At 66.0% G+C, this 22528-nt stretch carries 22 protein-coding genes and 2 tRNA genes; 8 read left to right on the top strand and 16 right to left on the bottom strand.

The features are described 5' to 3' along the window. Positions 1-24: 24 nt before the first annotated feature. Entirely contained in the window at positions 25-459 is a 435-nt protein-coding gene (locus AC1DR6_RS06350; protein ID WP_476828330.1) for a GFA family protein, read from the top strand. Positions 460-763: 304 nt separating this feature from the next. On the opposite strand, the gene flgH is transcribed toward AC1DR6_RS06350, so the two are convergent. The 4 genes from flgH to flgF are packed head-to-tail and all read right to left on the bottom strand — an operon-like array spanning position 764 to position 4195. Beyond that, a complete protein-coding gene (gene flgH, locus AC1DR6_RS06345; RefSeq protein WP_476828329.1) occupies positions 764-1540 on the bottom strand; it encodes a flagellar basal body L-ring protein FlgH in 777 nt (258 codons plus the stop codon). 8 nt (positions 1541-1548) lie between these two features. Continuing rightward, positions 1549-2628 carry a flagellar basal body P-ring formation chaperone FlgA gene (gene flgA, locus AC1DR6_RS06340; protein ID WP_476828328.1) on the bottom strand — a complete coding sequence of 360 codons (1080 nt, stop codon included), beginning with the start codon at positions 2626-2628 and terminating at the stop codon, positions 1549-1551. Between the two features lie 11 nt (positions 2629-2639). Continuing rightward, positions 2640-3431 (bottom strand): flagellar basal-body rod protein FlgG, encoded by a 792-nt coding sequence (gene flgG, locus AC1DR6_RS06335; protein ID WP_476828327.1) that lies wholly within the window; start codon positions 3429-3431, stop codon positions 2640-2642. A 20-nt stretch (positions 3432-3451) separates the two neighbouring features. After that, on the bottom strand, positions 3452-4195 hold the full coding sequence (gene flgF, locus AC1DR6_RS06330; RefSeq protein ID WP_476828326.1) for a flagellar basal-body rod protein FlgF: 744 nt from the start codon (positions 4193-4195) through the stop codon (positions 3452-3454). 277 nt (positions 4196-4472) lie between these two features. Here flgF and fliL point away from each other — a divergent pair, with 277 nt between their 5' ends. The 5 genes from fliL to AC1DR6_RS06305 all read left to right on the top strand — a co-directional run bounded on the left by fliL (position 4473) and on the right by AC1DR6_RS06305 (position 10946). Continuing rightward, on the top strand, positions 4473-4967 hold the full coding sequence (gene fliL, locus AC1DR6_RS06325) for a flagellar basal body-associated protein FliL (RefSeq protein WP_476828325.1): 495 nt from the start codon (positions 4473-4475) through the stop codon (positions 4965-4967). Next, entirely contained in the window at positions 4964-6097 is a 1134-nt protein-coding gene (gene fliM / locus AC1DR6_RS06320; RefSeq protein ID WP_476828324.1) for a flagellar motor switch protein FliM, read from the top strand. Before fliL ends, fliM begins: the two co-directional genes overlap by 4 nt. 11 nt (positions 6098-6108) lie before the next feature. Then, positions 6109-6576 (top strand): DUF6468 domain-containing protein, encoded by a 468-nt coding sequence (locus AC1DR6_RS06315; RefSeq protein ID WP_476828323.1) that lies wholly within the window; start codon positions 6109-6111, stop codon positions 6574-6576. Beyond that, entirely contained in the window at positions 6573-7388 is an 816-nt protein-coding gene (locus AC1DR6_RS06310) for a MotE family protein (protein ID WP_476828322.1), read from the top strand. The genes AC1DR6_RS06315 and AC1DR6_RS06310 overlap by 4 nt, the downstream gene beginning before the upstream one ends. Positions 7389-7520: 132 nt before the next feature. Beyond that, complete coding sequence (locus AC1DR6_RS06305; RefSeq protein WP_476828321.1) at positions 7521-10946, top strand: hypothetical protein; 3426 nt, start codon at positions 7521-7523, stop codon at positions 10944-10946. Positions 10947-11064: 118 nt separating this feature from the next. Here the strand turns inward: AC1DR6_RS06305 and AC1DR6_RS06300 are convergent, their stop codons facing one another. The 7 genes from AC1DR6_RS06300 to AC1DR6_RS06270 form a co-directional block, all read right to left on the bottom strand. After that, entirely contained in the window at positions 11065-11409 is a 345-nt protein-coding gene (locus AC1DR6_RS06300; protein WP_476828320.1) for a lipid-A-disaccharide synthase N-terminal domain-containing protein, read from the bottom strand. Beyond that, the gene (locus AC1DR6_RS06295) at positions 11409-12170 is read right to left on the bottom strand and encodes a glycosyltransferase family 2 protein (protein WP_476828319.1); all 762 of its coding nucleotides are present in this window, start codon (positions 12168-12170) and stop codon (positions 11409-11411) included. Before AC1DR6_RS06295 ends, AC1DR6_RS06300 begins: the two co-directional genes overlap by 1 nt. 104 nt (positions 12171-12274) lie before the next feature. Next, positions 12275-13969 (bottom strand): ArnT family glycosyltransferase, encoded by a 1695-nt coding sequence (locus AC1DR6_RS06290; protein WP_476828318.1) that lies wholly within the window; start codon positions 13967-13969, stop codon positions 12275-12277. 132 nt (positions 13970-14101) lie between these two features. Further along, positions 14102-14178, bottom strand: a tRNA-Arg gene (locus AC1DR6_RS06285). A gap of 34 nt (positions 14179-14212) precedes the next feature. Beyond that, entirely contained in the window at positions 14213-14518 is a 306-nt protein-coding gene (locus AC1DR6_RS06280) for an ETC complex I subunit (protein ID WP_476828317.1), read from the bottom strand. Between the two features lie 44 nt (positions 14519-14562). Continuing rightward, positions 14563-14639, bottom strand: a tRNA-Pro gene (locus AC1DR6_RS06275). A gap of 73 nt (positions 14640-14712) precedes the next feature. Then, entirely contained in the window at positions 14713-15192 is a 480-nt protein-coding gene (locus AC1DR6_RS06270; RefSeq protein WP_476828316.1) for a DUF192 domain-containing protein, read from the bottom strand. A 203-nt stretch (positions 15193-15395) separates the two neighbouring features. Here AC1DR6_RS06270 and AC1DR6_RS06265 point away from each other — a divergent pair, with 203 nt between their 5' ends. Together AC1DR6_RS06265 and AC1DR6_RS06260 are read left to right on the top strand one after the other, a co-directional pair. Further along, on the top strand, positions 15396-17267 hold the full coding sequence (locus tag AC1DR6_RS06265) for a hypothetical protein (protein WP_476828315.1): 1872 nt from the start codon (positions 15396-15398) through the stop codon (positions 17265-17267). Next, on the top strand, positions 17257-17967 hold the full coding sequence (locus tag AC1DR6_RS06260) for a CatB-related O-acetyltransferase (RefSeq protein ID WP_476828314.1): 711 nt from the start codon (positions 17257-17259) through the stop codon (positions 17965-17967). Before AC1DR6_RS06265 ends, AC1DR6_RS06260 begins: the two co-directional genes overlap by 11 nt. On the opposite strand, the gene AC1DR6_RS06255 is transcribed toward AC1DR6_RS06260, so the two are convergent. Genes AC1DR6_RS06255 through aspS form a run of 5 tightly spaced genes read right to left on the bottom strand, consistent with a single transcriptional unit; the run spans position 17927 to position 22379 of the window. Then, positions 17927-18991, bottom strand: coding sequence for an acyltransferase family protein (locus tag AC1DR6_RS06255; RefSeq protein ID WP_476828313.1), 1065 nt, complete (start codon positions 18989-18991; stop codon positions 17927-17929). The two genes, AC1DR6_RS06260 and AC1DR6_RS06255, sit on opposite strands and share 41 nt — an antisense overlap. Next, complete coding sequence (locus AC1DR6_RS06250) at positions 18988-19869, bottom strand: glycosyltransferase family 2 protein (RefSeq protein ID WP_476828312.1); 882 nt, start codon at positions 19867-19869, stop codon at positions 18988-18990. The genes AC1DR6_RS06255 and AC1DR6_RS06250 overlap by 4 nt, the downstream gene beginning before the upstream one ends. Positions 19870-19910: 41 nt before the next feature. Then, entirely contained in the window at positions 19911-20207 is a 297-nt protein-coding gene (locus AC1DR6_RS06245; protein WP_476828311.1) for a hypothetical protein, read from the bottom strand. Positions 20208-20225: 18 nt separating this feature from the next. Continuing rightward, positions 20226-20594 carry a hypothetical protein gene (locus tag AC1DR6_RS06240; protein ID WP_476828310.1) on the bottom strand — a complete coding sequence of 123 codons (369 nt, stop codon included), beginning with the start codon at positions 20592-20594 and terminating at the stop codon, positions 20226-20228. Between the two features lie 6 nt (positions 20595-20600). Next, on the bottom strand, positions 20601-22379 hold the full coding sequence (gene aspS / locus AC1DR6_RS06235) for an aspartate--tRNA ligase (protein WP_476828456.1): 1779 nt from the start codon (positions 22377-22379) through the stop codon (positions 20601-20603). Between the last annotated feature and the right edge of the window lie 149 nt (positions 22380-22528).

Here is a 22528-nt window from a genome sequence, read left to right as displayed (position 1 = left end):
AGTCGGGCGATGGAGAAAGAAGCGATGGCGGGACGGACGGTCGTTCAGGCGGCCTGCCATTGCGGGCAGGTCCGCTTCAAGGCGGCCTTGACCGACGGCTTGAAGACGGCCCGTCGCTGCGACTGCTCCTTCTGCCGTATGCGCGGAGCGGTCGTCGTCTCGGCCGAAAGCGATGGCGTGACAATCCTCGCGGGCCAGGATGCCCTGGCCGAATACCAATTCAATACGAAGACCGCGAAGCATTATTTCTGCTCGTCCTGCGGGATCTACACCCATCATCAACGCCGCTCGAATCCCCGCCAGTTCGGCGTGAACGTCGCCTGCATCGCGGGTGTCAGTCCGTTCGACTTCCGCGAGGTGCCGGTGAATGACGGCATCAACCACCCCAGCGACCGGCCGGCCGGCTCCAATGGCGGCATAGCCGGCATCTTGCGATACGAGCCGACCTCACACGACTAGCACCGCGACGATCGCCGGGTATTGGCGGTCCATCGAACAGAGATACTTCGCGCGTGGCAGGCCATTGGCCGCGACAGGTCGTGAAAAAGCCCCGCGTCGGGAGAACGCGGGGCTTTTGGCCGCCAGCTTTGATAGCTTGGGGAGCGTAGCGGGCGGCCGGAAGCGGCGGCTCGGGAGAGACCGCCATCGAGGCCGGAGCGGAGAAAGCGGGGAGCGTTCCGCGCCGGCCGGATTTCAGAGTCGGGGCTGTCCGTTCGTCCCTTCGCTCCAGCCGGCCGCCGAAGTGAAGGGTCGGGCGTACGGATTAGAAGGGCAGCAGGATGTCCATCACCTGCTGGCCGTAGCGCGGCTGCTGAACGTCCGTGATCTGGCCGCGCCCGCCATAGGCGATGCGGGCCTGAGCGATCTTGGTCGAATCGATCGTGTTGTCGCTCTCGATATCCTCCGGGCGGATCACGCCGGCGACAATCAGCTCGCGCACTTCGAAATTCACCCGGATTTCCTGCTTGCCCTCGATCACGAGATTGCCGTTGGGCAGGTTCTGGGTGACGACCGCGGCCACGTTCGTAGCCAGGGTTTCGGAGCGGTTGATCGACCCGGTTCCCGCGCTCGACGAGTCTGAGTCCAGCTTCAGCAGCGAGGAGGCGGAGGCCCCCGTCGGCAGGAACTTGTCGAGCTTGTTCTCGAAGCCGAGAACGTTCGGCGCACCGGCATCCTCGGCATTCTTGCGCGAGCGCTGGGTCGAGTTGTTGAGCTGAGCCTTGTCCGTGACCTTGACCTTGACCGTCACGAGGTCGCCGACATTGCGGGCCCGCTGATCCTTGAAGAAGGCGCGGGAACCGGTGCGCCAGAGCGAGTTCGGCGCGTAGGAGGCATGTTCCATCGCGGGCATCGGCATCTGGACCGGCTTGTAGCCCTTCGCGGCGGTCGGATCCTCGATCGCCGAGAGGTTCGGAGCCTGCCCGACATTGGCAAGCCGGTCGCCGACGCCGCAGGCGCCCAGCGAGGCGGCGACGAGCAGCAGGCCCGGGAGTCCGGCAAGGCGGCGGGCGTTCGAAAGGGTTTTCACGGAGAGACGCATGTCGACACTCACTGGGCGCTGGCGATGCGGCCGATGGCCGGCTTCACGGAAACACGGCCGGGCCCGCTGATCGTGCCCTGGAGCGTGCGCTTGGACTGTGGGTTGGTGACGGAGACGACATCGCCCATCGCGCCGGATTCGTTGACCCGTCCACGCATGGTGATGAGGATGCCCGGCGCCTCGTAGACGATGGTGACGAGCTCGCCCTTGGCGACGATCTCCTCGCGTTGGACATCGCCGGTGCGCAGCGGCACGCCGGCCATGAGCGCCCGGCGGGCGACCTTGTCGACGGCGCCACGGGAATCGCTGACCAGCTCGGTGCCCTGCCCGTCGCGTGGCCGGCGCTCGATGGTGACATCGCCTGCCGTTAGCGTCTCGCCGCGCGCGATGGCACGCTTGGGAATGACCACCTCGACGGTCTCGACCAATTGCCCGGAAATGCGCAGGGGCTTCAGTCGCATGGCGGCACTGCCGGGCACGGCGAGCCGCGCCAGGATGCGCCGTCCCCTTGGGTCGTAGGACAGATCGACGACGGCAAGATCGCCGGTGAGCTCCGGTTCGATCGCGATGGTGGGAGATCCGCCATCCACCGAGAGAGCAAACATCCGCGCATCGACGCCGAAGCGCTCCTGAAGGCCGCGCTTCACGGCGCCCTCCATGTCGCTCGCGGTCACGCGGCGGGCGGCACGGGTAACCACGACCTGAGCAAAACCCTGGCTTTCGAGTTCTCCCGCATCGCGGATGATGCCGGCCTCGCGCGCCGCCTCAACGATCCGCGCGACCTGGATGGTGCCGGTATCGCCCAGCGCAGGGCCGCGAAAGGCCGCGATCTTCGCCGCCTCTCCGCCAAGGCCGGCGATCAGGTCGCCATAGGTGACCAGATCCTGGGTGAGGTAGATTTCCGGCCGAAGTTGCAGCTTCGCACTCGGCAGCAGCGCGGGCGCGCTTGGCGGTGCGGCGACCTGCGACGGCAGCGCTGAGGCGACCGCGACCGACGCGGGCTTGGCGCGTGGCGGCTGCGCGCCGGCCGGCATAGCGACCATCAGTGCGGCGGAAGCAAGCGTAGCGGTGAAAGCGATGCGGATCATCAGCCTGCCCCTCAACCGCGGAACATCTGCGTCGTCGCCGACATCATGCTGTCGGCGGCCGAGATGACCTTGGAGTTCATCTCGTAGGCGCGCTGCGCGGCGATGAGCGTCGTCAGCTCGGTCACCGCCTGCACGTTGCCTTCTTCGAGATAGTTCTGCTGCAGCGTGCCGAAGCCTTCGCCCCCGCCGAACCCGTCGATCGGCTGGCCGGAGGCAGCCGTCTCGATGAACAGGTTGTCGCCGATCGATTCCAGGCCCGACTTGTTGACGAAGCGCGTCAGCTGGATCTGGCCAAGCGTTTGCGGCGCCGTCTGGCCGGGAATCGTCGCCTCGACCGTGCCCTGCGCATTGATGCTCACAGCGGTCGAGTTCGTCGGCACGGTGATGCCCGGCTCGACGATGTACCCGTCGCGCGTCACGATCTGGCCCTGAGAATCCAGATCGAAGGAGCCGTCGCGCGAATAGGTCGTGCGGCCGTCAGGCATGCGGACCTTGAAGAGCCCCTCGCCCCGGATGGCGAGATCGTAAGGCTTCTCGGTCGGCGAGATGTTGCCTTGGCTCATCACACGGCCGGTCGAGGCCACCTTCACGCCGGAACCGACGAAGGTGCCGGCCGGCGCCTGCGTGTTCTGGTCGGAGGTTGACGAGCCGGCGCGGCGGAAGTTCTGGTAGAGCAGGTCCTGGAAATTGATCGTCTGCCGCTTGAAGCCCGTGGTGCGGACGTTGGCGATGTTGTTGGAGATGACCTGGACGTTCATCTCCTGGGCGGCCATCCCGGTGGCCGCAGTCTGCATGGCGCGCATGGCGTCGGCTCCTTTTCGGGTCAGGCCTGCTGGTCAGCGAGGCGCGAAATCGCCTTGCTGCGCAGGTCGTCGTTTTTGCTGATCATGTTGGCGACGTCCTGGTAGGCGCGTTGCACCTCCATCAGTCGCGTCAGTTCGCTGACGGCCTTGACGTTCGAGCGCTCGATCGCGCCGGTCTCGAACTTCGCGCCCGGCAGCGGCGGCTGCGGTGCGCTCGCCGAAGAGACGAGGTTGTTGCCTTCGCTGATCAGCGCAGTCGGGTCGGCGAAGCGCACCTGCCGCAGCTTGCCGCGCGTGCCTTGGTCGCTGGTGACGGTGCCGTCGGCGGCGATGCGCATGTCGAATTCGCTGGAGCCGAAGTTGATCGGCCCGCCCTCGCCCATGACGGGCTGGCCGAGTTGCGTCACGAGCTGGCCCTGGCGGTTGACCGTCAGCGAGCCAGCGCGGGTGTAGCGGTCGCCGGCGGGGGTCTGGACGACGAGGAAATTGTCGTCCTTCAGAGCGACGTCGAGCGGATTGCCGGTGAACTCGATCGTGCCCTGCGAGAGGTCGATCGGCGTGCCCTTGTCGATGACATAGGACAGGGCCTGGTCGCCGGGCTTGAACGCCTCGGCCTTGGCCTTCGGCATGACGAATTCGTTGAAGCGCGCGCTGCGTGCCTTGAATCCGTTCGTGCCGACATTCGCCATGTTGTTGGCGATGACATCCAGCTCCCGCGTCAGGGCGACCTGTCGCGAAAGGCCGACGAGAAGCGCGTTCTCCACGGCGAAACTCCCGATCCTGTTCCGCGGCGACCTCGACGCTCCCCAGCGCAGTCACCACGGTCCAACCCTCGCAACCGCCATGCCAACATGGTTAATCCGCATAAATATCTGAAATATCTATCGAAAAACAGTTTTGTGGGCAGCCCGGTCGCCCGGCAGCCACCATGCCCACGGCAAGAACGACCCGGCAAAAACTGCCGCCTTAACGACGCGTTAACCGTGATTGGCGAAGGTACCGAGAGGCGGCAGAACGCCGTTCGCACGGCCGGGGCAGAACATGGCGAAGAAAGCCAAGACGGTAGAGGAAGGCGTCCCTGAAGAGGCGCCGAAGGGCGGCAAGAAAAAGCTCATCATGATCGTCGGCGCCGTGGTCCTGCTCGCCGGCGGCGGCGGTGGCGCCTGGTTCTTCCTCAAGAAGCCCGCTCAGGACCCCCATGCGGAGGAGGCGAAGGTCAAGCAGCCCGCCACCTTCCTCGACATGAAGGATATGATGATCGGCATGTCGAATGGCGGCCAGCAGGAGCGGCCGGCCGTGATGAAGATCAAGGTTGCGCTGGAAATCGGCGATCCGAAGGTCGCCGAGGAGGTCAAGCCGCTGCTGCCGCGCGTCGAGGACGCCTTCCAGATCTTCATGCGGGAATTGCGCCCGTCCGACCTCGAAGGGTCCGCAGGCATGTACCGCCTGAAGGAAGAGCTGCTCCGACGCGTCAACATGACGGTCTATCCCGCCAAGGTCGATGCGGTGCTGTTCAAGGAACTGCTGGTCCAATGAGCCTCGACCGCGACAAGACCGGCCGGCCGGGATCCGACGAGCCGCTGACGCCGGAAGGCATGGCGGCCGAATGGGCAAGCGTTCCCGATATCGTCGATGAGGACAGCGAACAGGAGGGCGGTACAGACCGCCTGATGTCGCAGGACGAAATCGACACGATGCTCGGTTTCTCCGCTGGCGACGATGCGGCGTCCCGCAACGGCATCCAGGCCATCGTCGATTCCGGTTCGGTCGCTTACGAGCGGCTTCCGATGCTCGAGATCATCTTCGAGCGTCTGGTGCGTCTGCTCTCGACCAGCCTGCGCAATTTCTTCACGGACAATGTCGAAGTCACGTTGGAAAGCATCCGCTCGGTGCGTTTCGGCGACTACGTCAACTCGATCTCTCAGCCCGCCATCCTGTCAGTCTTCAAGGCCGAGGAATGGGACAATTTCGGTCTGATCACGATCGAGTCCGCGCTGATCTACTCGGTGCTGGATACCATGTTCGGCGGCAAGCGCGGCCAGCCGGCCCCGCGGATCGACGGGCGACCCTTCACCTCCATCGAGATCCGGATGGTGCGGCGCGTGATCGAGCTGGTGCTCAGCGACGCGCAGGCTGCGTTCCGCCCCCTCTCACCCGTCAATTTCACGATCGACCGCGTCGAGTCCAACCCGCGCTTCGTCTCGATCTCCCGCCCTGCCAATGCCGCCATCCGCGTCGAACTCAAATTCGACATGGAAGGCCGAGGCGGCTCGCTGCACCTGATCCTGCCCTATGCCACCATCGAGCCGATCCGTGAATTGCTGCTCGAAAGCTTCATGGGTGAAAAGCTCGGGCGCGATCCCACCTGGGAGAACCACCTCGCGACCGAGGTCTGGCAGACCGATGTCGACGTTACCTGCGTGCTGCACGAAACGCAGATGCCGCTGAAGCGTATCCTGAAACTCGAGATCGGCGACACGCTGATGTTCGACGCGAGGCCCGATTCGACGGTGTCGCTCCGCTGCGGAGACTTCATCGTCACGGAAGGCCGCATCGGCCGGGTCGATGGCAAGATCGCCGTCCAGGTGGTCCAGCCCTTGCGGCGCTCCAAGACCACGCTGTCCGCTTTCGACAGCCTTTCCAGTCACCTCAGCGCGTCCAACTGAGCAGGCCAAGTATGACCATCAATCTCATCGCCGATGCTCTCGTCGCCTGCCTGCTCGTGGCCACGATCATCACCTGCTACATCCTCGCCAAGCGAATCGAGCGGCTGAAAGCGGACGAGGCGGGCATGCGCCAGACGGTGGGAGCGCTGATCACCGCGACGGACAGCGCCGAGCGCGCCATTGCCGGTCTGCGGAACACGCTGGGCGACTGCGACCGCACGCTGGACGAGCGCCTGCGCACGGCCGAGCGCTATGCCGCCGACCTCGCAGCCCAGGTCGAGGCCGGACAATCCGTGATGGAGCGCATCAGCCAGATCGTCAGCGCCGCCACGCTCATCGCCAAGCCCGCCGCCCCTGAGCCTGCACCGCAACAGCCGACGCCGATGTCGCGGCTGGAAAGCGCGGCGCAGTCCGCCGCTGGCATCCGTGCCCGCGCGGCGCGGCGCCTCGAAGCGCAGATGGAGGGCCAGGCTGCGTGATCGAGAGGCCTCGCCTCCTGCCAGCGGTCATTCTCGGCGCCATGGGTCTCCTGGCGCTGAAGCTGCTTGCGTGGACGGCGGAGCCCTTCCCCGGAACGATCCCGGCCAGCGGCCCGGTCTTCGCTGCCAGCACGACGGGCACATCGAAGGACGGCCGGGCCAGGACCATTGCCCGCACCAACGCTGCCGACAATTTCGATCCCGAGACGACCGGCTCCGTACCGGCTCCCGATCCAAACAAGGACAAGGAAAAAACCGAAGCGGACGCCAAGGCGGAGGCGGCCCGTGCCGCCAACCCCGCCAACAAAGCCTCCTTGATCAACGGCACTAAGGAAGCGGTCTCGCCCGCCGAGAAAGCGATTCTCGAACGGCTCGGCGAGCGGCGCGAGGAACTCGACGGCCGCCTGCGTGAGCTGGAAATGCGAGAGCGGCTGCTCGGCACGGCCGAAAAGAAGCTCGACGGCCGGCTCGGCGACCTCAAGACCATGGAGGAAAAGGCGGTCCCTGGCGCAAAGGCCGCCGCCGACGAATCGAAGGCGATCAAAAACCTCGTCATCATGTACGAGGCGATGAAGCCGAAGGATGCAGCCAGGGTCTTCGATCGGCTCGGCCTCGATGTGCTCGTCCCCGTCGTGCAGCAGATGAACCCTCGCAAGATGTCCGAGGTCCTCGCCTCCATGGCGCCCGACAAGGCCGAGAAGCTCACGGTCGCGCTGGCGACCAGCGGGCGGTCGCCGACGATCGACCGTGTCTCGAACGACGGCCCCCTCGGCAGCAACGAACTGCCGGCGATCGCGCCCCCGCAGCGATAACCTAAGTCGGGAGCCGTCCCGATCGCACCCCCCCATTAAGCAGCTGTTATGCTTGACGCCCTAGCGTGAGCGCGAGCTTTCCTGCGCGGTCGTGCAGGTGAGCCTTTGTCGCGTTGAGTCGGGTTTTGGGTCTTGCGTCTGTCGCGTTCCCTCGCATTCGGTATCGGGCTGGCCGCGCTCGCGCTCGCCGCCGGTCTCGGCGCACCTGCGCTCGCAGCGAGCGCGAAGCTGCGCGGTGAGGCGATGCCCGCCGGCTTCGGCCGCCTCTCGATCGCCTTCGACGAACCGACGCAGACCCGCATCACCGTTACCAACGGCGTGCTGATCGTCGTTTTCGCCTCGCCCGTCCAGGTCGACATCGCCAAGATCGCCCGCGAGCTGCCGAACTATATCTCGGTCGCCCGCGTCGATCCCGACGGGCGCGGCATGCGCTTCGCCCTGACGCAGGGATACAAGGCCAACCTGATCGAAGCCGGCGACAAGGCCTTCATCGATCTGCTGCCGGAAAGTTGGAAAGGCCTCCTGCCCGGGCCGCCGCCGGAAGCCATTGCCGAACTGACGGAGCGTTTGCGTCTGGCGGAGATCAAGGCCCGCGAGAGCGCGAGCCGACCGTCAGCGCCGGTGTTGGTGCCGGCGCTGACCTTGCGCCGCGCCAGCCTGCCGACCCTGGAACGCTTGACCTTCACGACGCCGGCGGGGACCGCTCTGAAGACCGAGCGAGACGGTTCCACCCTGAAACTCACCTTCGACAAGCCGATGAGCGCCGATGCCGCGCTGCTGCGCGCAGCTCTTCCCGAAGGCTTCGGACTTGTCGCGCTCGAACCGGGCAAGGGCGCGCTCAAACTCTCCCTTTCCATGCCACCGGACTGGCAGGCACGCGACTTCAGCGACGAAACGGGGCTGGTGGTCGATCTGCTGAAGCCGGCCAAGCCTCCGTCCGTCGCTCTTACTGATCTCGAAAAACCACCCGTCACGCCGCAGGCGGCCGCCGGCAACGATGCGAAAGCGCCCCCCGAGCCGAAACCGGCCACCGACGCTAAAAGCGCCGAGGCGAAACCTGTCGAGACAAAGCCGGTTGCGGCCGCGCTGACGCCAGTGCCCGACCTGCCTCCCTCCAAGGTGCAGATCGCGGCCGTCGACAAGCGTCTCGATTTCCGTTTTCCCCGGCCGACGGGTGCTGCGGCCTATCTCGATGCCGGCACCATGACGCTCGTCTTCGACACGCGCGACACGATCGACCCGGCCGACCTGACCGGCCTCCTACCGAAGGCGATCGCGCAGACCACCGTCTCGCGCGAAGGCAAGGTCACGCTGGTCAGGCTGCGCCTCGCCGGGCAGCCATTGGCGCGCCTTTTTGCCGACGGCAACAACTGGTCGCTCGACCTCGGCGAAGACGCCGGCCGCTCGGCCGCTGCCATCGACCCGCATCGCGGAATGGACGATCGCGGCCAGACTAATCTCGCAGTGCCAATGCCGGGGCTGACCGGCGTGCATTGGCTCGAAGCCGGGCCGGCGGGCCTGCCGCTCGCGGTGGCAACCGCCATCGGCCCGGCGCGGCTGACGCCGAAGCCCTATCGCTTCGTCGAATTCGAACTGCTCCCCACCGTTCAGGGTCTCGCGATCCAACCGCGGTCGGACGATCTGGTCGCCCGTGCCGAGACCGAACAGGTCGCGATCGGCCGCAATGGCGGCCTCACCGTCTCGCTCGACGCCGCATCGGAGGGCAAGCAGCAGGACGAGGCGAAGGTCGCGGCACGCCCCGCGCCGCTGATCGATGCCGAGCGATGGGAAAAGTTGAAGTCAGGCTTCGCCCGCGATCAGGGCCGCGAATTGGCCCGCGAGGCTGCCGGCGCGTCCCGTAACCGGAAATCGGAAGCGCGTCTGGCGTTGGCACGGCTGGACCTGGCGAACGGACTCGCCGTCGAGGCACTGGGGCCGATCAATGCAGCCCTTGCCGACGATCCGGCCATGCGAGGCAATCGCGAAGCTCTCTTTCTGAAGGGGCTGGCCACAACGCTGATGCATCGCAACCAGGAGGCGCTGATCGCGTTCAATGCGCCCCCGCTGAAGGAGGACGCCGAGACCGGACTTTGGCGAGGGCTGGCCGAGCAACGTCTCGGCCGCAACGTCCCGGCCCTGCTGGCCTTCCGCCGGGGCGAGACTCATCTCGACCACTACCCGCCGGATATCCAGGCCAAGTTGCGCGAAGCCATGGCTCGGGCAGCTTTGGCGACGCAGGATCTAGGCGTCGCCGAAAAGCAGATCCAGACCTTGTCCGAAAATCTGCATGACGAGATCGACCCGGAGCGGCTGGCGCTTCTGCGGGCGATGCTGGACGATGCCAGCGGCCGCGCCGATGCGGCGATGGCCGGATATCGCCCTCTTTTTGCGGCGACCAGCCGGCCGGTCGCGGCGGAGGCGCAGTTGCGGGCCGTCAAGCTCGCCGATACCGAGAAGCGTACCGACCTGAAGAGCGACGAGGCCATCGCCCGGCTGGAAACCGTCGCCATCACATGGCGCGGCGGAGCGCTCGAGATCGAGGCACTGGCTGAGCTCAACCGCCTCTATACCGACCAGAACCGCTGGCGCGACGCCTTCCTGATCGCGCGCCGCGCCAACGAGACCTTCCCGGACGACCCGCTGACGCGCCGCATGCACGACGAGACGGCCCAGCGCTTCGCCGAGCTTTTCACGGAAGGCGGCGCCGACAAGTTGCCGCGCATCGAAGCGCTGGCCTTGTTCTACGATTTCAAGGAATTCCTGCCGATCGGCCGGCGCGGCGACGAGATCACGCGCCTGCTCGCCGACAGGCTGGTCGAGCTCGATTTGCTCGACCAGGCATCGGAAATCCTGAATTACCAGATGGAGAAACGCTTGACCGGCGCCGCCCGCTCCACGGTCGCGGCGCGTTTGGCCATGATCAACCTGATGAACGGCAAGCCGGCCGACGCGGTCCGTGCGCTCGCCTCCACTCGCCTGGTCGAGCTGCCTGCGGACGTGAAGCGGGCCCGCCTGCTGCTCGAGGCCAAGGGGCTTTCCGACCTCTCCCGCACCGACCAGGCGCTGGAGCTGCTGGAAGGCGAACAGGGCAACGAGGTCGATCGGCTGCGCGCCGACATCGATTGGACCGGCCGCCGCTGGCGTGAGGCCGGCGAGGCCTATGAGCGCATTCTCGACGAGAGCTGGCGCGGCACCACGCCGCTGAGCGATGGCCAGCGCGCCGACGTGATGCGCTCCGCCGTGTCCTATGTGATGGCGAACGAGGGCCTGTCGCTGGACCGGTTGCGCAGCAAGTTCGCGCAGAAAATGGCGCAGAGCGCCGATGCCCGCACCTTCGCCTTCGTCACAGGGGCCAACCGCAGTCGCCCTTCGGACATCCGCGAAATGGCCCGCGCCGCAGCCAACGCCGACGCGATCTCGGAATTTCTCAAGGCCTATCGCGAGCGCTATCCGGCCTATGCGGCGCCGGTCCGCACGCCGTCGGCAGCAAAACCGCCGGCGCAGGGCGCGGCGGCAGAAGGCGCTGCGCCTGAACCGGCCGCGCCTCAGAAAAGCTGAACAGGCCCGCCGTCATTTCTGGGTGACGCAAAACGCTGACCCAGGAGCTCAGACTGAGCGATGCCCCTGCCGCCTCGCCGCGAAAGGTTCAGGTCGGGCCCGAGCCGCGAGGGACGCGTCAGCCCGGTCCGGAATTCGTGTCCTCGCCGCGTGCCTTGGCGAGCAGCACGAACTGCAGATTGCGGACATAGACGAACACGCCGAAGGCCTGCCCGACAATGAAGACCGGATCGCGCCGGTAAAGCGCATACATCAGCAGCAGGGCGCCGCCGCCGATCGAAAACCACCAGAACGTCATTGGCACGACCGAGCGCTTGGCCTTTTCGCTCGCCCACCACTGCACCACGAAGCGCATGGTGAAGAGCGCCTGCGCGACGACGCCGAGCAATACCCACCAGTCGATGTTATTGACGAAGACGTCGTGCAGATACCCGCCGACCCGGTGCTGGAGATCGATCAGCATCAGAGCCCGTCCCCGCCGCTTTGGAGCTGTACGATCCGCGGCACGCGCTTGCGCCGGCGGATCAACCACCACACCCCGGCCAGATCGAGGATGCCGACCCAGAGCCGGTCGAAGAAGCCGTAATTCGAGACGCCGGTCAGGCGCGGCCGGTCGCGCACGTCGACATGCAGCACCGTGTAACCCTCGCGCGCCATCAACGCCGGCATGAAGCGATGCAAGGCATCGAAATAAGGCAAGGCCAGATAGGCCTCGCGGCGAAAGCATTTCAGCCCGCAGCCGGTATCGCGGGTCTCGTCCCGCAGCACCTTGACGCGCACCGCGTTCGCGACCTTGGACTGCCAGCGTTTGAACCCGGTGTCCTTGCGCCCGACACGCTGGCCCTGAACCAGCCCTGCCTCGAGCCCGCCCCTTTGCAGCGCCTCGACCATGGCCGGCAGGAAGGCGGGGTCATTCTGGCCGTCGCCGTCGAGGGTGGCGACAACGGCCGAACGGGCGTGTCGGACCCCGCTGCGCACCGCCGCGCTCTGCCCACAGGACTGTGCGTGCGTGACGATCCGCAGCCAAGGCTTGGAAGCGCCCAGTTGCGCCAGCGCAGCCGCCGTTCCGTCGGACGAGCCGTCATCGACATAGACCACCTCGAAGGCCCCCAGCACGGCGCAAGCAGCTTCGATATCCGCGATCAGCGGCGCGATATTGCCCTGCTCGTTGCGCACCGGCACGACGACGCTGAGCAGCGGTTGGGTGGAGGAATTCTCGGTCAACGTTGCTTTATCCGAAAACGATTGGCGCATTGCTCTAAAGCATCGGTCGGAAAAGGAGAACGCAGATTTTGAGGACCCGGCCCGCGCGATCCGCGTCCCACCGCTCAGCCCGGCGTCTTGGCGAACACGGCGATCGAGAGCAGCTTGCCGCCGTTGAGGTTGAAACCGTCGATCGTGGTCACGAGACGCGGCTTGCCCGGCAAGGTTGCGAGCGCTGTCTGAAACGCCTCGCTGAAGCGCGCTTCGACGAAGGCGACCCGGCAGCCCGGCTGGTTGAGGAAGTTGGCGGCCTCCGCCCCGGTCGAGGCCATGGCGAGATCGGTTCCGGTCAGGAAAACGAGGCTGGGCTCGCGATAACCCAGCGTCATGACGGCGGGATCGGCGCAGCCGGCGGCTCGCGCAGCTTCTGCGAGACGCGGCGAGATCTTCAGCGAGCGCAGGCTCTCGATCGCGAAAGGATAGACCGCGAAGGTCAGGAACAGGCTCGCGATGACGCAGCGCCAGAGCGCGCCTTCCAGATCCAGCCGCCTGAAGGCCGCAACGACAGTGATACCGGCCACAAGCATCACCGCGAAGAACGGCAAAGCCAGCCACGGCACGGCATGGTCGAGCCGCCAATTCCCGCCGATCAGCACCGCCATCAGCGCAAAGGGCACGATGACGACGAGGCAAGCGGTCGCGACAGCCCCGCGCCGCCAGCGGTCGATGCCGCCATTGATCAACGCCAACAGAAGCAGCGCCGTGATCGCCGGATAAAGCGGCAGCACGTAATGCGGCAATTTGGTCGGAACGGCCTCGAACAGCAGCCAAGACGGCACGATCCAGGCGAGCAGGAACAGCACCTGCGGTTCCTTGCGGCGCGCCCATGCGAAGGGGATCGCCATGGCCGCGAAGGCCGCCGCCGGCCAATAGGTCGCGAAGAAGAACAGCAGGTAGAGCCCCGGCGGCCCCCAATGCTTCTCTTGGCCCTCCGCGACCTTGCCGAGCATGTCCTGCCCTACGCTCTCGGCGAAGAAATGCCCTTGTGTCTTGATCATGATCGCGACGAACCAGGGCAACACGACGATGAGGCACAGCAGCAGTCCCGGCCCGAACCGCAGCGGCTTCAGCCACCGGAAGGAGCGCTCGCGAATGCTGAGCACGAGGATGGCGAGGCCCCAGACCATCGGGACGATCGGCCCCTTGATCAGCAGGCCGATGGCGGTCGCGATCCAGAACACCAGCCAGTTGCGCCGACCGGGCACGAAGGCGAGCGAACGTGTCCAGTCCAGCCAGACCCGCGCCAGCGCCCCCATGCTGGCGACGGCGCAGGCGGCGAGCACAGCGTCGGTCTTGGCGATTCGCGCTTCGACACCGAGCAGAACCGCTGTCGCCATCAGGGCCGCACCCAGCAGCGCGTAACGTCGCGCCAGAAACGCCAGCAGCGCCCAATAGCTCAACAGCACGGTGGCGATCGCGCCGAGCAGCGAGGGAATGCGATACAGCCAGATCTGCGTGCGCGCCTGCGGCACGCCAAGGGCCTCGCCGGCCTTCACCGCCCCGGCCTGCAGCCAATAGATGCCGACCGGTTTCTTGTGGCGGGCCTCGTCCTGAAAGCGGATATCGACGAAATCGCCGGTCTCCAGCATCTGCTTGCTGGCTTGCGCGAAGCGCGGCTCGTCACGGTCGATCGGCTGGAGCGTCGTCAACCCCGGCAGGAACGCCGCCAGCGACAGCAGCACCAGAAAGGCGCAAGCCCGCGCATGGCTCGCTGTCAGGAATTCACTGAGCCGGTCGATGGCGGGCGTGAGCGAGAACATCATTCATCCTTGCGGGCATAAGGCCGCATGCGAGCCGGAGCCGGCAAGGCTCTCGAGAGCCCGATGAGACGTCTTTCCGGCACGAGCAAGGCGCCGAAAGACAGAAGAACTGCAAGAACGGCAGCAGAAGGATGGCGAGCCCGGCTGGATTCGAACCAGCGACCTACGGATTAGAAGTCCGTTGCTCTATCCAACTGAGCTACGGGCCCGGAAACGATGGCGATCAGCCCTCGCCCGCCGGCGTCAGTGCGTCCACTGGCCGACGCGCGAAAACTTGAAATTATCGGAATAGGATAGCGAGCGGCGCTTGGCTTCGTTCGGTTGCTCGACACGATAGGCGATGCCGTTGCGGGTGGCGTAGGCGACGGCCTCGGCCTCGCTGTCGAACCAGAGCTTGAGCTGGCTCTTCATGTCGGAAGAGGAGGTCCAGCCCATCAGCGGCTCGATCTCGCGCGGCTTTTCCGGCTCGTATTCGAGCAGCCAGCGTTCGGTCTTGGCCGTGCCGGACTGCATGGCCGTGCGGGCGGGACGATAGATGCGTGCGGTCATGGAATGCGCTCGGCCGTCACCAAGGTTTTCAAGAGCGGTTCGAATGGTCGGGGCACCAGGATTCGAACCTGGGACCCTCTGCTCCCAAAGCAGATGCGCTACCGGGCTGCGCTATACCCCGACGACATTCGAAACGCTACGGTTGGCTATCATGCCAGCCCCTCGCCCCGCAAGCAAAAGGCAGGCAAACGTTCTCAATGTTTGAACAACGCGTGCTCGACCTTGTCGCCCGGCTTGATCCCGAGCTCCTTGGCAACCCCGCCATTGATCTCGAGCACGGAAAGCACGGGTTCGCCCGAGGGGATCGTCCGCGTCGACAACGGCTCTGTGTTCTCCGCGATCCGCGCGATCGTGCCGTCCTTGCGGATGAAAAGCATATCGAGCGGAATGTAGGTGTTCTGCATCCACATCGCGACGGGCTCGCTGGCGGCAAAGTCGAACAGCATGCCTCGATCCGGCGGCATATAGCGGCGGTACATCAGCCCCTTGGCGCGCTGCTCCGAGCTGCGCATCACCTCGACCTGGAAGGCGCTGCGCTTGCCGCCGCTCACGATGACGAGCGATTCGAGGCCCGCCTCCTGAGCCGCCGGCTGAGCTTGTGCCCAGGCGCCCCCCCCCGACAAACCGAGCAGCGAAAACGCGATTGCGGTAAGAGCGGCGCGGATGGCGGTCATCGCTGGTGGTCTCCGAAGGCTTTATCGCCCCTTGCCCGATAGCTGGGCCGGATGGCGAATTTTCGACAGATGGCGCCTGTCGTCACGGCGCCGTCAAGATTTCCGTCAGGATCATTTGTGTCCGCACCGCCCGTCTGACGGGAATGGCTTCCCTTCCCGGCCGTGTTGCGGCAGTTTCCGGCTGCATCGAACAGGAGAACTTCATGACCGTTGCGCGCTCGCGCCGATCGGCCTCTCTCGCAGGCACCGCTCTCGTCGGCCTTATCGTCTTCGCAGGCGCGCCCGCCCGCGCTGCCGATTTCCAGATCGACGATGTGCGCATCGACCTCGGCAAGATGGCGCTGCGCATCCCCAAGGTCACGGTCAAAGGCTCCAATCTGGAGAAGGACGCCTTTCTCGCCCTGTTCGCTCCAACAGCGAATGAGCCGGCTTCCGTGCGTGCCGCAAAGCTGACGGCCGCCGAGATCAGCGCGCCGGAGCTCACGATGGAGCAGAGTTTCGGCGATCAGAAGCAGAGCACGACCTATCGCGATATCCGCCTGACCGATATTCGCGACGGTAAAATCGGCCATGGCGAATCCGCCAGCGGCAGTCTGACCGCAACAGGCGGCAAGACCGGCGCGATGAAAGGCACGTTGAAGCGCACCGCCTTCGATGCGTTCGACCTGAAGCAGACCGTGCGCGTCCTGACCGAAAAATCCGCACCCGGTGCCAGCGAACCCTACCTGCCGCTCATCGGCAATTTCGAGCAGGAGGGCTACGACATCGACCTCGGACAGGCCGGCACGATGTCGATCGGCCGGGCCAATGGCCGCAATTTCGCGGCGAAAGTCGGCCCGGAGCCGATGCTGGAGGTGATCGACAAGCTCGGCAAGGCCTCGGCCGAAGTCGAGAAGAGCCCCGACGTGGCCCCCGGGGACAAGGCCGCCAAGGCGCTCGACGACGAAGCGCATAAGCGACTCGCGCTGTCCGGCCTGGCCCTGTTCGACACCGTCGAATACGGCAGCGGCGAGGTCCGCGACATCGTCATGCACCTCGTCCCTCCGGCCCGGCCCGGCCCGGCCGCCGGCGAAAAGCCCCGCGCGGAAGACAAGCAACGTCCTGAAGACCCAATCGACCTGAAGATCGCGCGCATGGCCTTCGGCGAGAACACGCCCGAGAAATCGGGCTTCGCAATGGAAGAGCTTCAGTTCTCCAGCGGTGCGGTCAAGGGCCGCTTCGATCTGATCGGCTATTCGGGTTTCTCCTTCGCCGATACGTTCCGCGAACTGAGGATACTGCTGGCTCAGCCAAATCCGGACCTCGACACCATCGATTACCGCCGGTTCGTCCCGAAGATCGGCACGGTGCGGGTCAGCGGTATCGCGATCGAAGCGCCGCCCTCGCCCCCTGCCAAGGAGCCGATCAAGGTCGCGCTCGGGAGTTTCGAACTGCGCGGCGGCGAGCAGTTGAACGGCGTCCCCACCAGCATGGGCCTCACCATCGACAAGCTCGTCGCGCCCATCGTCGCGACCGATGCCAACCCGGCGGTGAAGGACCTCATCGCGATGGGCATCACGTCGATCGATTTTTCGGCGAAACTCGACCTCGCCTGGGACGCCGTGAAGAACGAACTCGGCATCAAGCCGCTCTCGTTTGGCGCGGCCAACCTGGCCCGCATCGACGCCAACGCAACCCTCGGCAACGTCACCAAGGACCTGTTCGCCAGCGATCTCGCTCTGGCTCAGGTTGCGGCGCTCGGCGCCACCGCGCGTAGCGTGGAAATCAAGCTGCAGAACTTCGGGCTGGTCGAGAAGCTGATCGAGAACGAAGCGCGCAAATCCAAGCGCAAGGTCGAAGAGGTGCGCCAGCAATACGCCATGATCGCGAGTATGGGACTGGCCGCCATTCTGGGCCCCTCGGACGGCGCCAAGACCCTCGCCAGTGCCGTCTCCCGCTTCGTCGCCAAGCCGGGCACCCTGACCGTGCAGGCCAGCGCCAAGGCAGCATCCGGGCTCGGCCTCGCCGACGTGCTGACGATCACCCAGCCGGCCGAGGTGTTCGACAAGATCGACATCAAGGCCGATGCGCAGTGAGGTCGGCGGCGCGGTCACCGACGACCGCGACTGGCGCCCCACGACCCTTCAAGCCTGGTGGGCGGGCCTGCCGCCCACCGCGCGCGGTCTGCTGCGCAAGCATCTGAACCGCGACAACCAGACAAGGCTGCATCTGGCGCATCTCGTCGCCAGACGGCCCGGCCAGATCGCAGTCGGCGCCTACACCTATGGGCGACCGAAGGTGCGTTTTCCGGAGAGCGGCGCACGCCTCGTCATCGGGCGCTACGGTTCCATCGCTGACGGCGTCGAGATCCTACTGGGCGGCAATCACCGGCTTGACTGGGTGACGAGCTACCCTTTCCCCGCGCTGCCGCGCCTGTGGCCGCAGGCCTCAGGCCTCACCGGGTTCGACGCGACGCGGGGCGATGTCGTCATTGGCCACGATGTCTGGCTCGGCTCGCAGTGCATGATCCTGTCCGGCGTTACGATCGGCCACGGCGCGGCCATCGCCGCTCGTTCGGTCGTGACGAAGGACGTGCCGCCCTATGCCATCGTCGCCGGAAATCCGGCGCGAGTGGTGCGCCTGCGCTTCGACGAGACGGCGGTCGCCTCGCTGCTCGAAACCCGCTGGTGGGATTTGCCGAAGGATCGGATCGACACCCTGCTCCCGCTGCTCCTGAGCGAGCGCGTCGCGGAATTCACGGCTGCGGTCGCGGCATCCCGAGCAGCCGCCGTTTGAGACCCAGCGCCGGCTTTTCCACCCAGAACCACGACAGTGCGGCGACCAGGAGCGAAAGCAACATTGATGGCAGCAGCAGCGCGGTCGCCGTCAATGTCGGCATCAGCGCATGCAACGCCTGCTGGATCGGCCAGCCATAAAGATAGACGCCATAGGACAGATCGGCGCCCGGCTCGGCCAGCCGCCCCGTCAGGACAGGCGAAAGGGAGAGAACAAGGACGCCCCAGGCCGTCACGAGATAAAGCGCCGCCTTGTAAAGCGGCGTGAACGATAACGGCACCAGCAAAACGAGCGCGAGCGCCAACAGCGGCAGCGAGGTCGGCACCTTCTCGCGAAAAAGATAGACCAGCCCTCCGGCGAGGAACATCAGCGGCAGTCGCAAAGCCGTCTCGGTTCTCTTCGCCCCATGCGGCGCGACGATCTCCCGCGCGACGACCGCCAGCACCAAAGCCGCGCCGATACCAAGCGCGAGACGCGGCCGGGCCAGGACCCCTGCAAAGCCGGCCGCAATCACACCGAGATAGCACAGCGTCTCGTATTTCAGCGTCCAGACCGTTCCCATCGGGAACTGCAGCGGGTTGGCCTCGAAAACGCCGGGCAAGGCCGCCGCGCTCTTGAAGCTCGTCAACGTGCCCCAGATGAAGCGCCAGAGGCGCGGGTCGCTGAAATAAGCGCCGCGATCCAGCGTCGTCATCGCTGCGCCCAGCAGCAGCGCCACGACCAGAGTCGCCGCGACCAGCCCCGGCGCGATCCTGAGCAGGCGGGCCACGACATAATCGCGCCACCCGCGCCGCACGAAGCTCATCGTGACGAGGAAGCCCGAGATGGCGAAGAAACCGTTCACCGCATGCTCGCCGAGCGTAAAGCCGGTTGTCAGGAACCAGGGCTCCTGCTCGACCCGGCCATCGGTCACCGAATAGGCATGCGAGACGACGACGGCGAGCGCCATACCCAGCCGGAGCCAGCCGAAATTGTTATGCGGGCTGCGCAGCGCCTGATCGACCGTCGGTGCCTGGCCGATCAAGGCGCCTCCTCCAGCCCTTCCTGAGCCAGTGCCGTCTCGCCGCGCGCCCAGGCCTGAGCGCCGGCGACGGAGCCGAGATGCGCGAACATCTTCTCGCGCTTGAACAGCAGCCCATAGCCGAAGGCCTTCGCCATGTTCCGCCAGACCCCGCTCCTGCCGGGCTCGGGCAGCCCGTATTTCCGGGAGACATAGCGCTCCGACCAGGCGAGGTGCCAGCGCGCCTTGAAGCGACGTTGCGGTGACGGCGCGGAGGACCGCCCTCGCCCGTGCTGCACCTCGGCCTCATGGACATGAACCAGCCCATGGCCGGCATCGCGCATGCGCCGGCAGACATCGTCATCCTCGTAGAACAGGAAGATCGACGGATCGAAACCACCGAGAGCCAGGAACAGCTCGCGACGAACCAGCAGGCAGGCGCCGGACAGGAAGGGAAGGCAGGCATCGCCATCAGGGATGGGCATCGCGCCGCTGCGGTTGAGATGGCCCGGCGACAGCAACGAGCGTGGCTGGAGAAAGACACGCCCCGATGGCTCGACGATGCGCGGCGCCAGCATGCCAGCCTCCGGATAGCGCCTGGCGGCATCGAGCAGCGCAGCTGCGGCCCCTGGCTTGAGTTCGAGGTCGGGATTGACGATCAGGACGAAAGGCGTCTCGGCCGCCGCGATGCCGATATTGTTGCCCCGGCCATAGCCCTCGTTGCGGAGGTTGGCGATAACACGAGCGCCCCGCGCCGCCGAGATGGCGCGGCTGTCGTCGCCGCTCGCATTGTCGACGACGATCGCCGGCACGCCCTCCCTAGCCAGCGCATCGAGGCAGGCCGGCAGGACGTCTGCACTGTCGTAGCTGACGACGATGGCGGTGATCGAGGCGGCGAGCATGGCCGCGTTCTGGCCATCGGGCCGGCCGGAATCAAGCGAATTCAGCGTCGCGACAGTGCTGTCAGCTCGCCTTCGACCCTGACGCGTTCAGCCGCTCCGCAGGCATGCGGCGCCTTGTAGGATCTCACGGCGTAGCTCGCGTTGGCGGCGATAAAGGCCGGCCGCTCCTGCCTGTCGAGCTTGGCCAGCACGCGGCCGCGGTCGACGCGGAGCCCGCAATCATAGGCGCGGGAAACCGTCGCGGCCGCGTATTCCACCGTTCCAGGGATCGGGCCTGCCATCTGGCTGCAGCCGGCGGCCAGAAAAGCGGTTGCACCGACGAAAAGCTTGGCTGACATGGCGCAGGCTCGATCCGCTCAGCGCGCCTCGAAGTTTCCGGCGCGGATGTCGGTCATGCGCAGCTTCAGCGCGGCCCTCTCCTCGGCGCCGCAGGCTTGCGGCCGAACGCCCTGGTTGATCGTCTCAGCCTCCGACACCGTGACATAGGCCGAGCGGGCGGCCGCCAGTTGGTCGCTCGTCGCACCGCGCGCGGTCTCGGCCGCGAGAAAACGGTCGAGCGTTACGCGTTGCGGCGCACCGGCCCGGCATGCGCTCGCGCGCGAGATCGTCGTGGCAAGAGCCGAGGCTCGGGCGACGCTGTCGCTGCCGGCCGAGACACAGGCGCCCAGCGGCAGCACGAGGAGGCAGGCGAGCGCCAGCGCGCGCCGCGAGTTGCAGGGTGTCATGCCGGCTCAGCCGTTCTTTTCGGGCGCGTTGATGCGCAGATGTGCCTCGCGAAGCTGCTTCGGCGAGGCCTCGGCGGGAGCGCCCATCAGGAGGTCGACGGCCTGCTGGTTCATCGGGAACAGCGCCACCTCGCGCAGGTTCGTCGCGCCCGCCAGCAGCATGATGATGCGGTCGACACCGGCCGCCATGCCGCCATGCGGCGGCGCACCGTATTGGAAAGCGCGATACATGCCGCCGAAGCGCTCGACCACCGTCTCCTCGCCATAGCCGGCGATTTCGAAGGCCTTCACCATCGCCTCGGGACGGTGGTTGCGGATGCCCCCCGAGGCGAGTTCGTAGCCATTACAGGCGATGTCGTACTGGAACGCCTTGAGCGAGAGCGGATCCTGCGTCATCAGCGCCTCCAGCCCGCCCTGCGGCATCGAGAACGGGTTGTGCGAGAAATCGACCTTCTTCTCGTCCTCGTTCCACTCGAACATCGGGAAATCGACGATCCAGGCAAAGGCAAAGGCGTTCTCGTCGATCAGCCCGAGTTCCGAGCCAACCTTGTTGCGGGCCGCACCCGCGAACTTGACGAACTTGTCCGGATCACCAGCCGCGAAGAAGCAGGCGTCGCCGCCCTTCAATCCCATCTGCGCGATGATCGCCGCGACGCGATCGGGCCCGATATTGTTGGCGATAGGCCCCTGCCCCTCGCCGTCCTCCTTGACCATCAGGTAGCCGAGCCCCGGCTGCCCTTCGCCCTGTGCCCAGGAGTTCATCCGGTCGCAGAAAGCGCGTGAGCCGCCCTTCGGCGCGGGAATCGCCCAGACGCGGTTCTTCTCGCCCTCGAGAATACGGGCGAAGACCTTGAAGCCCGAGCCGCGGAAATGCTCGGAGACATCCTGCATAACCAGCGGGTTACGCAAATCAGGCTTGTCCGAGCCGTATTTCGCCATCGCCTCGGCATAGGGAATGCGCGGCCAGTTCTTGGTCACGGACTTGCCGTTGCCGAACTCCTCGAAGATTCCGCCGATGACCGGCTCCATCGTCGCGAAGATGTCCTCCTGCTCGACGAAGCTCATCTCGACATCGAGCTGGTAGAACTCGCCCGGCAGGCGGTCGGCGCGCGGGTCCTCGTCGCGGAAGCAGGGCGCGATCTGGAAATAGCGGTCGAAGCCCGCCATCATCATCAGCTGCTTGTATTGCTGCGGCGCCTGCGGCAGCGCGTAGAATTTGCCCGGGTGCAAGCGGCTCGGCACCAGGAAGTCGCGCGCCCCCTCCGGCGAGGAAGCGGTCAGGATCGGGGTCTGGAACTCGGAAAAGCCCTGTCCCTTCATCCGCGTGCGCATCGAGTCGATGACTTTGGTACGCAGCATGATGTTGTTGTGCAGCTTCTCGCGGCGCAGATCGAGGAAGCGGTATTTCAGCCGCGTATCCTCGGGATATTCCAGGTCGCCGAACACCGGCAGCGGCAGCTCGGCCGAAGGGCCGAGAACCTCGATGCCGGTCGCGAACACCTCGACGGCGCCCGTCGGCAGATTGGCGTTCTCGGTGCCTTCGAGACGCGCCTTGACCTTGCCGTCGATCCGCACGACCCATTCCGACCGCAGCGTCTCGGCATCCGCGAAGGCCGGCGAATCCGGGTCGATCACCACCTGTGTCATGCCGTAATGGTCGCGCAGGTCGATGAACAGCACGCCGCCATGGTCGCGGATGCGATGGCACCAGCCGGAGAGACGCACCTGCGAACCGATGTCGCTGTCGCGGAGCGCGCCGCAGGTGTGGGAACGGTAGCGATGCAGGGTCACGGGATCGGTCTTTCGGAAAATGCGTCGAGGGCCGGCCTAGAGGCTGCTGTGAACCAGGAAAGGCCAGCCGAACTTGGGGCTAACCACACGCGCGGGCGCGAAATGTCAAGAACGCCCGCGACATCGCGCCGAGGCGCTGCTAT

The sequence above is a fragment of the Allobosea sp. P5_A5 genome (assembly GCF_056400625.1).
Note: the sequence above shows the minus strand (reverse complement) of the source record. Positions and strands in the feature narration are given on the sequence as shown.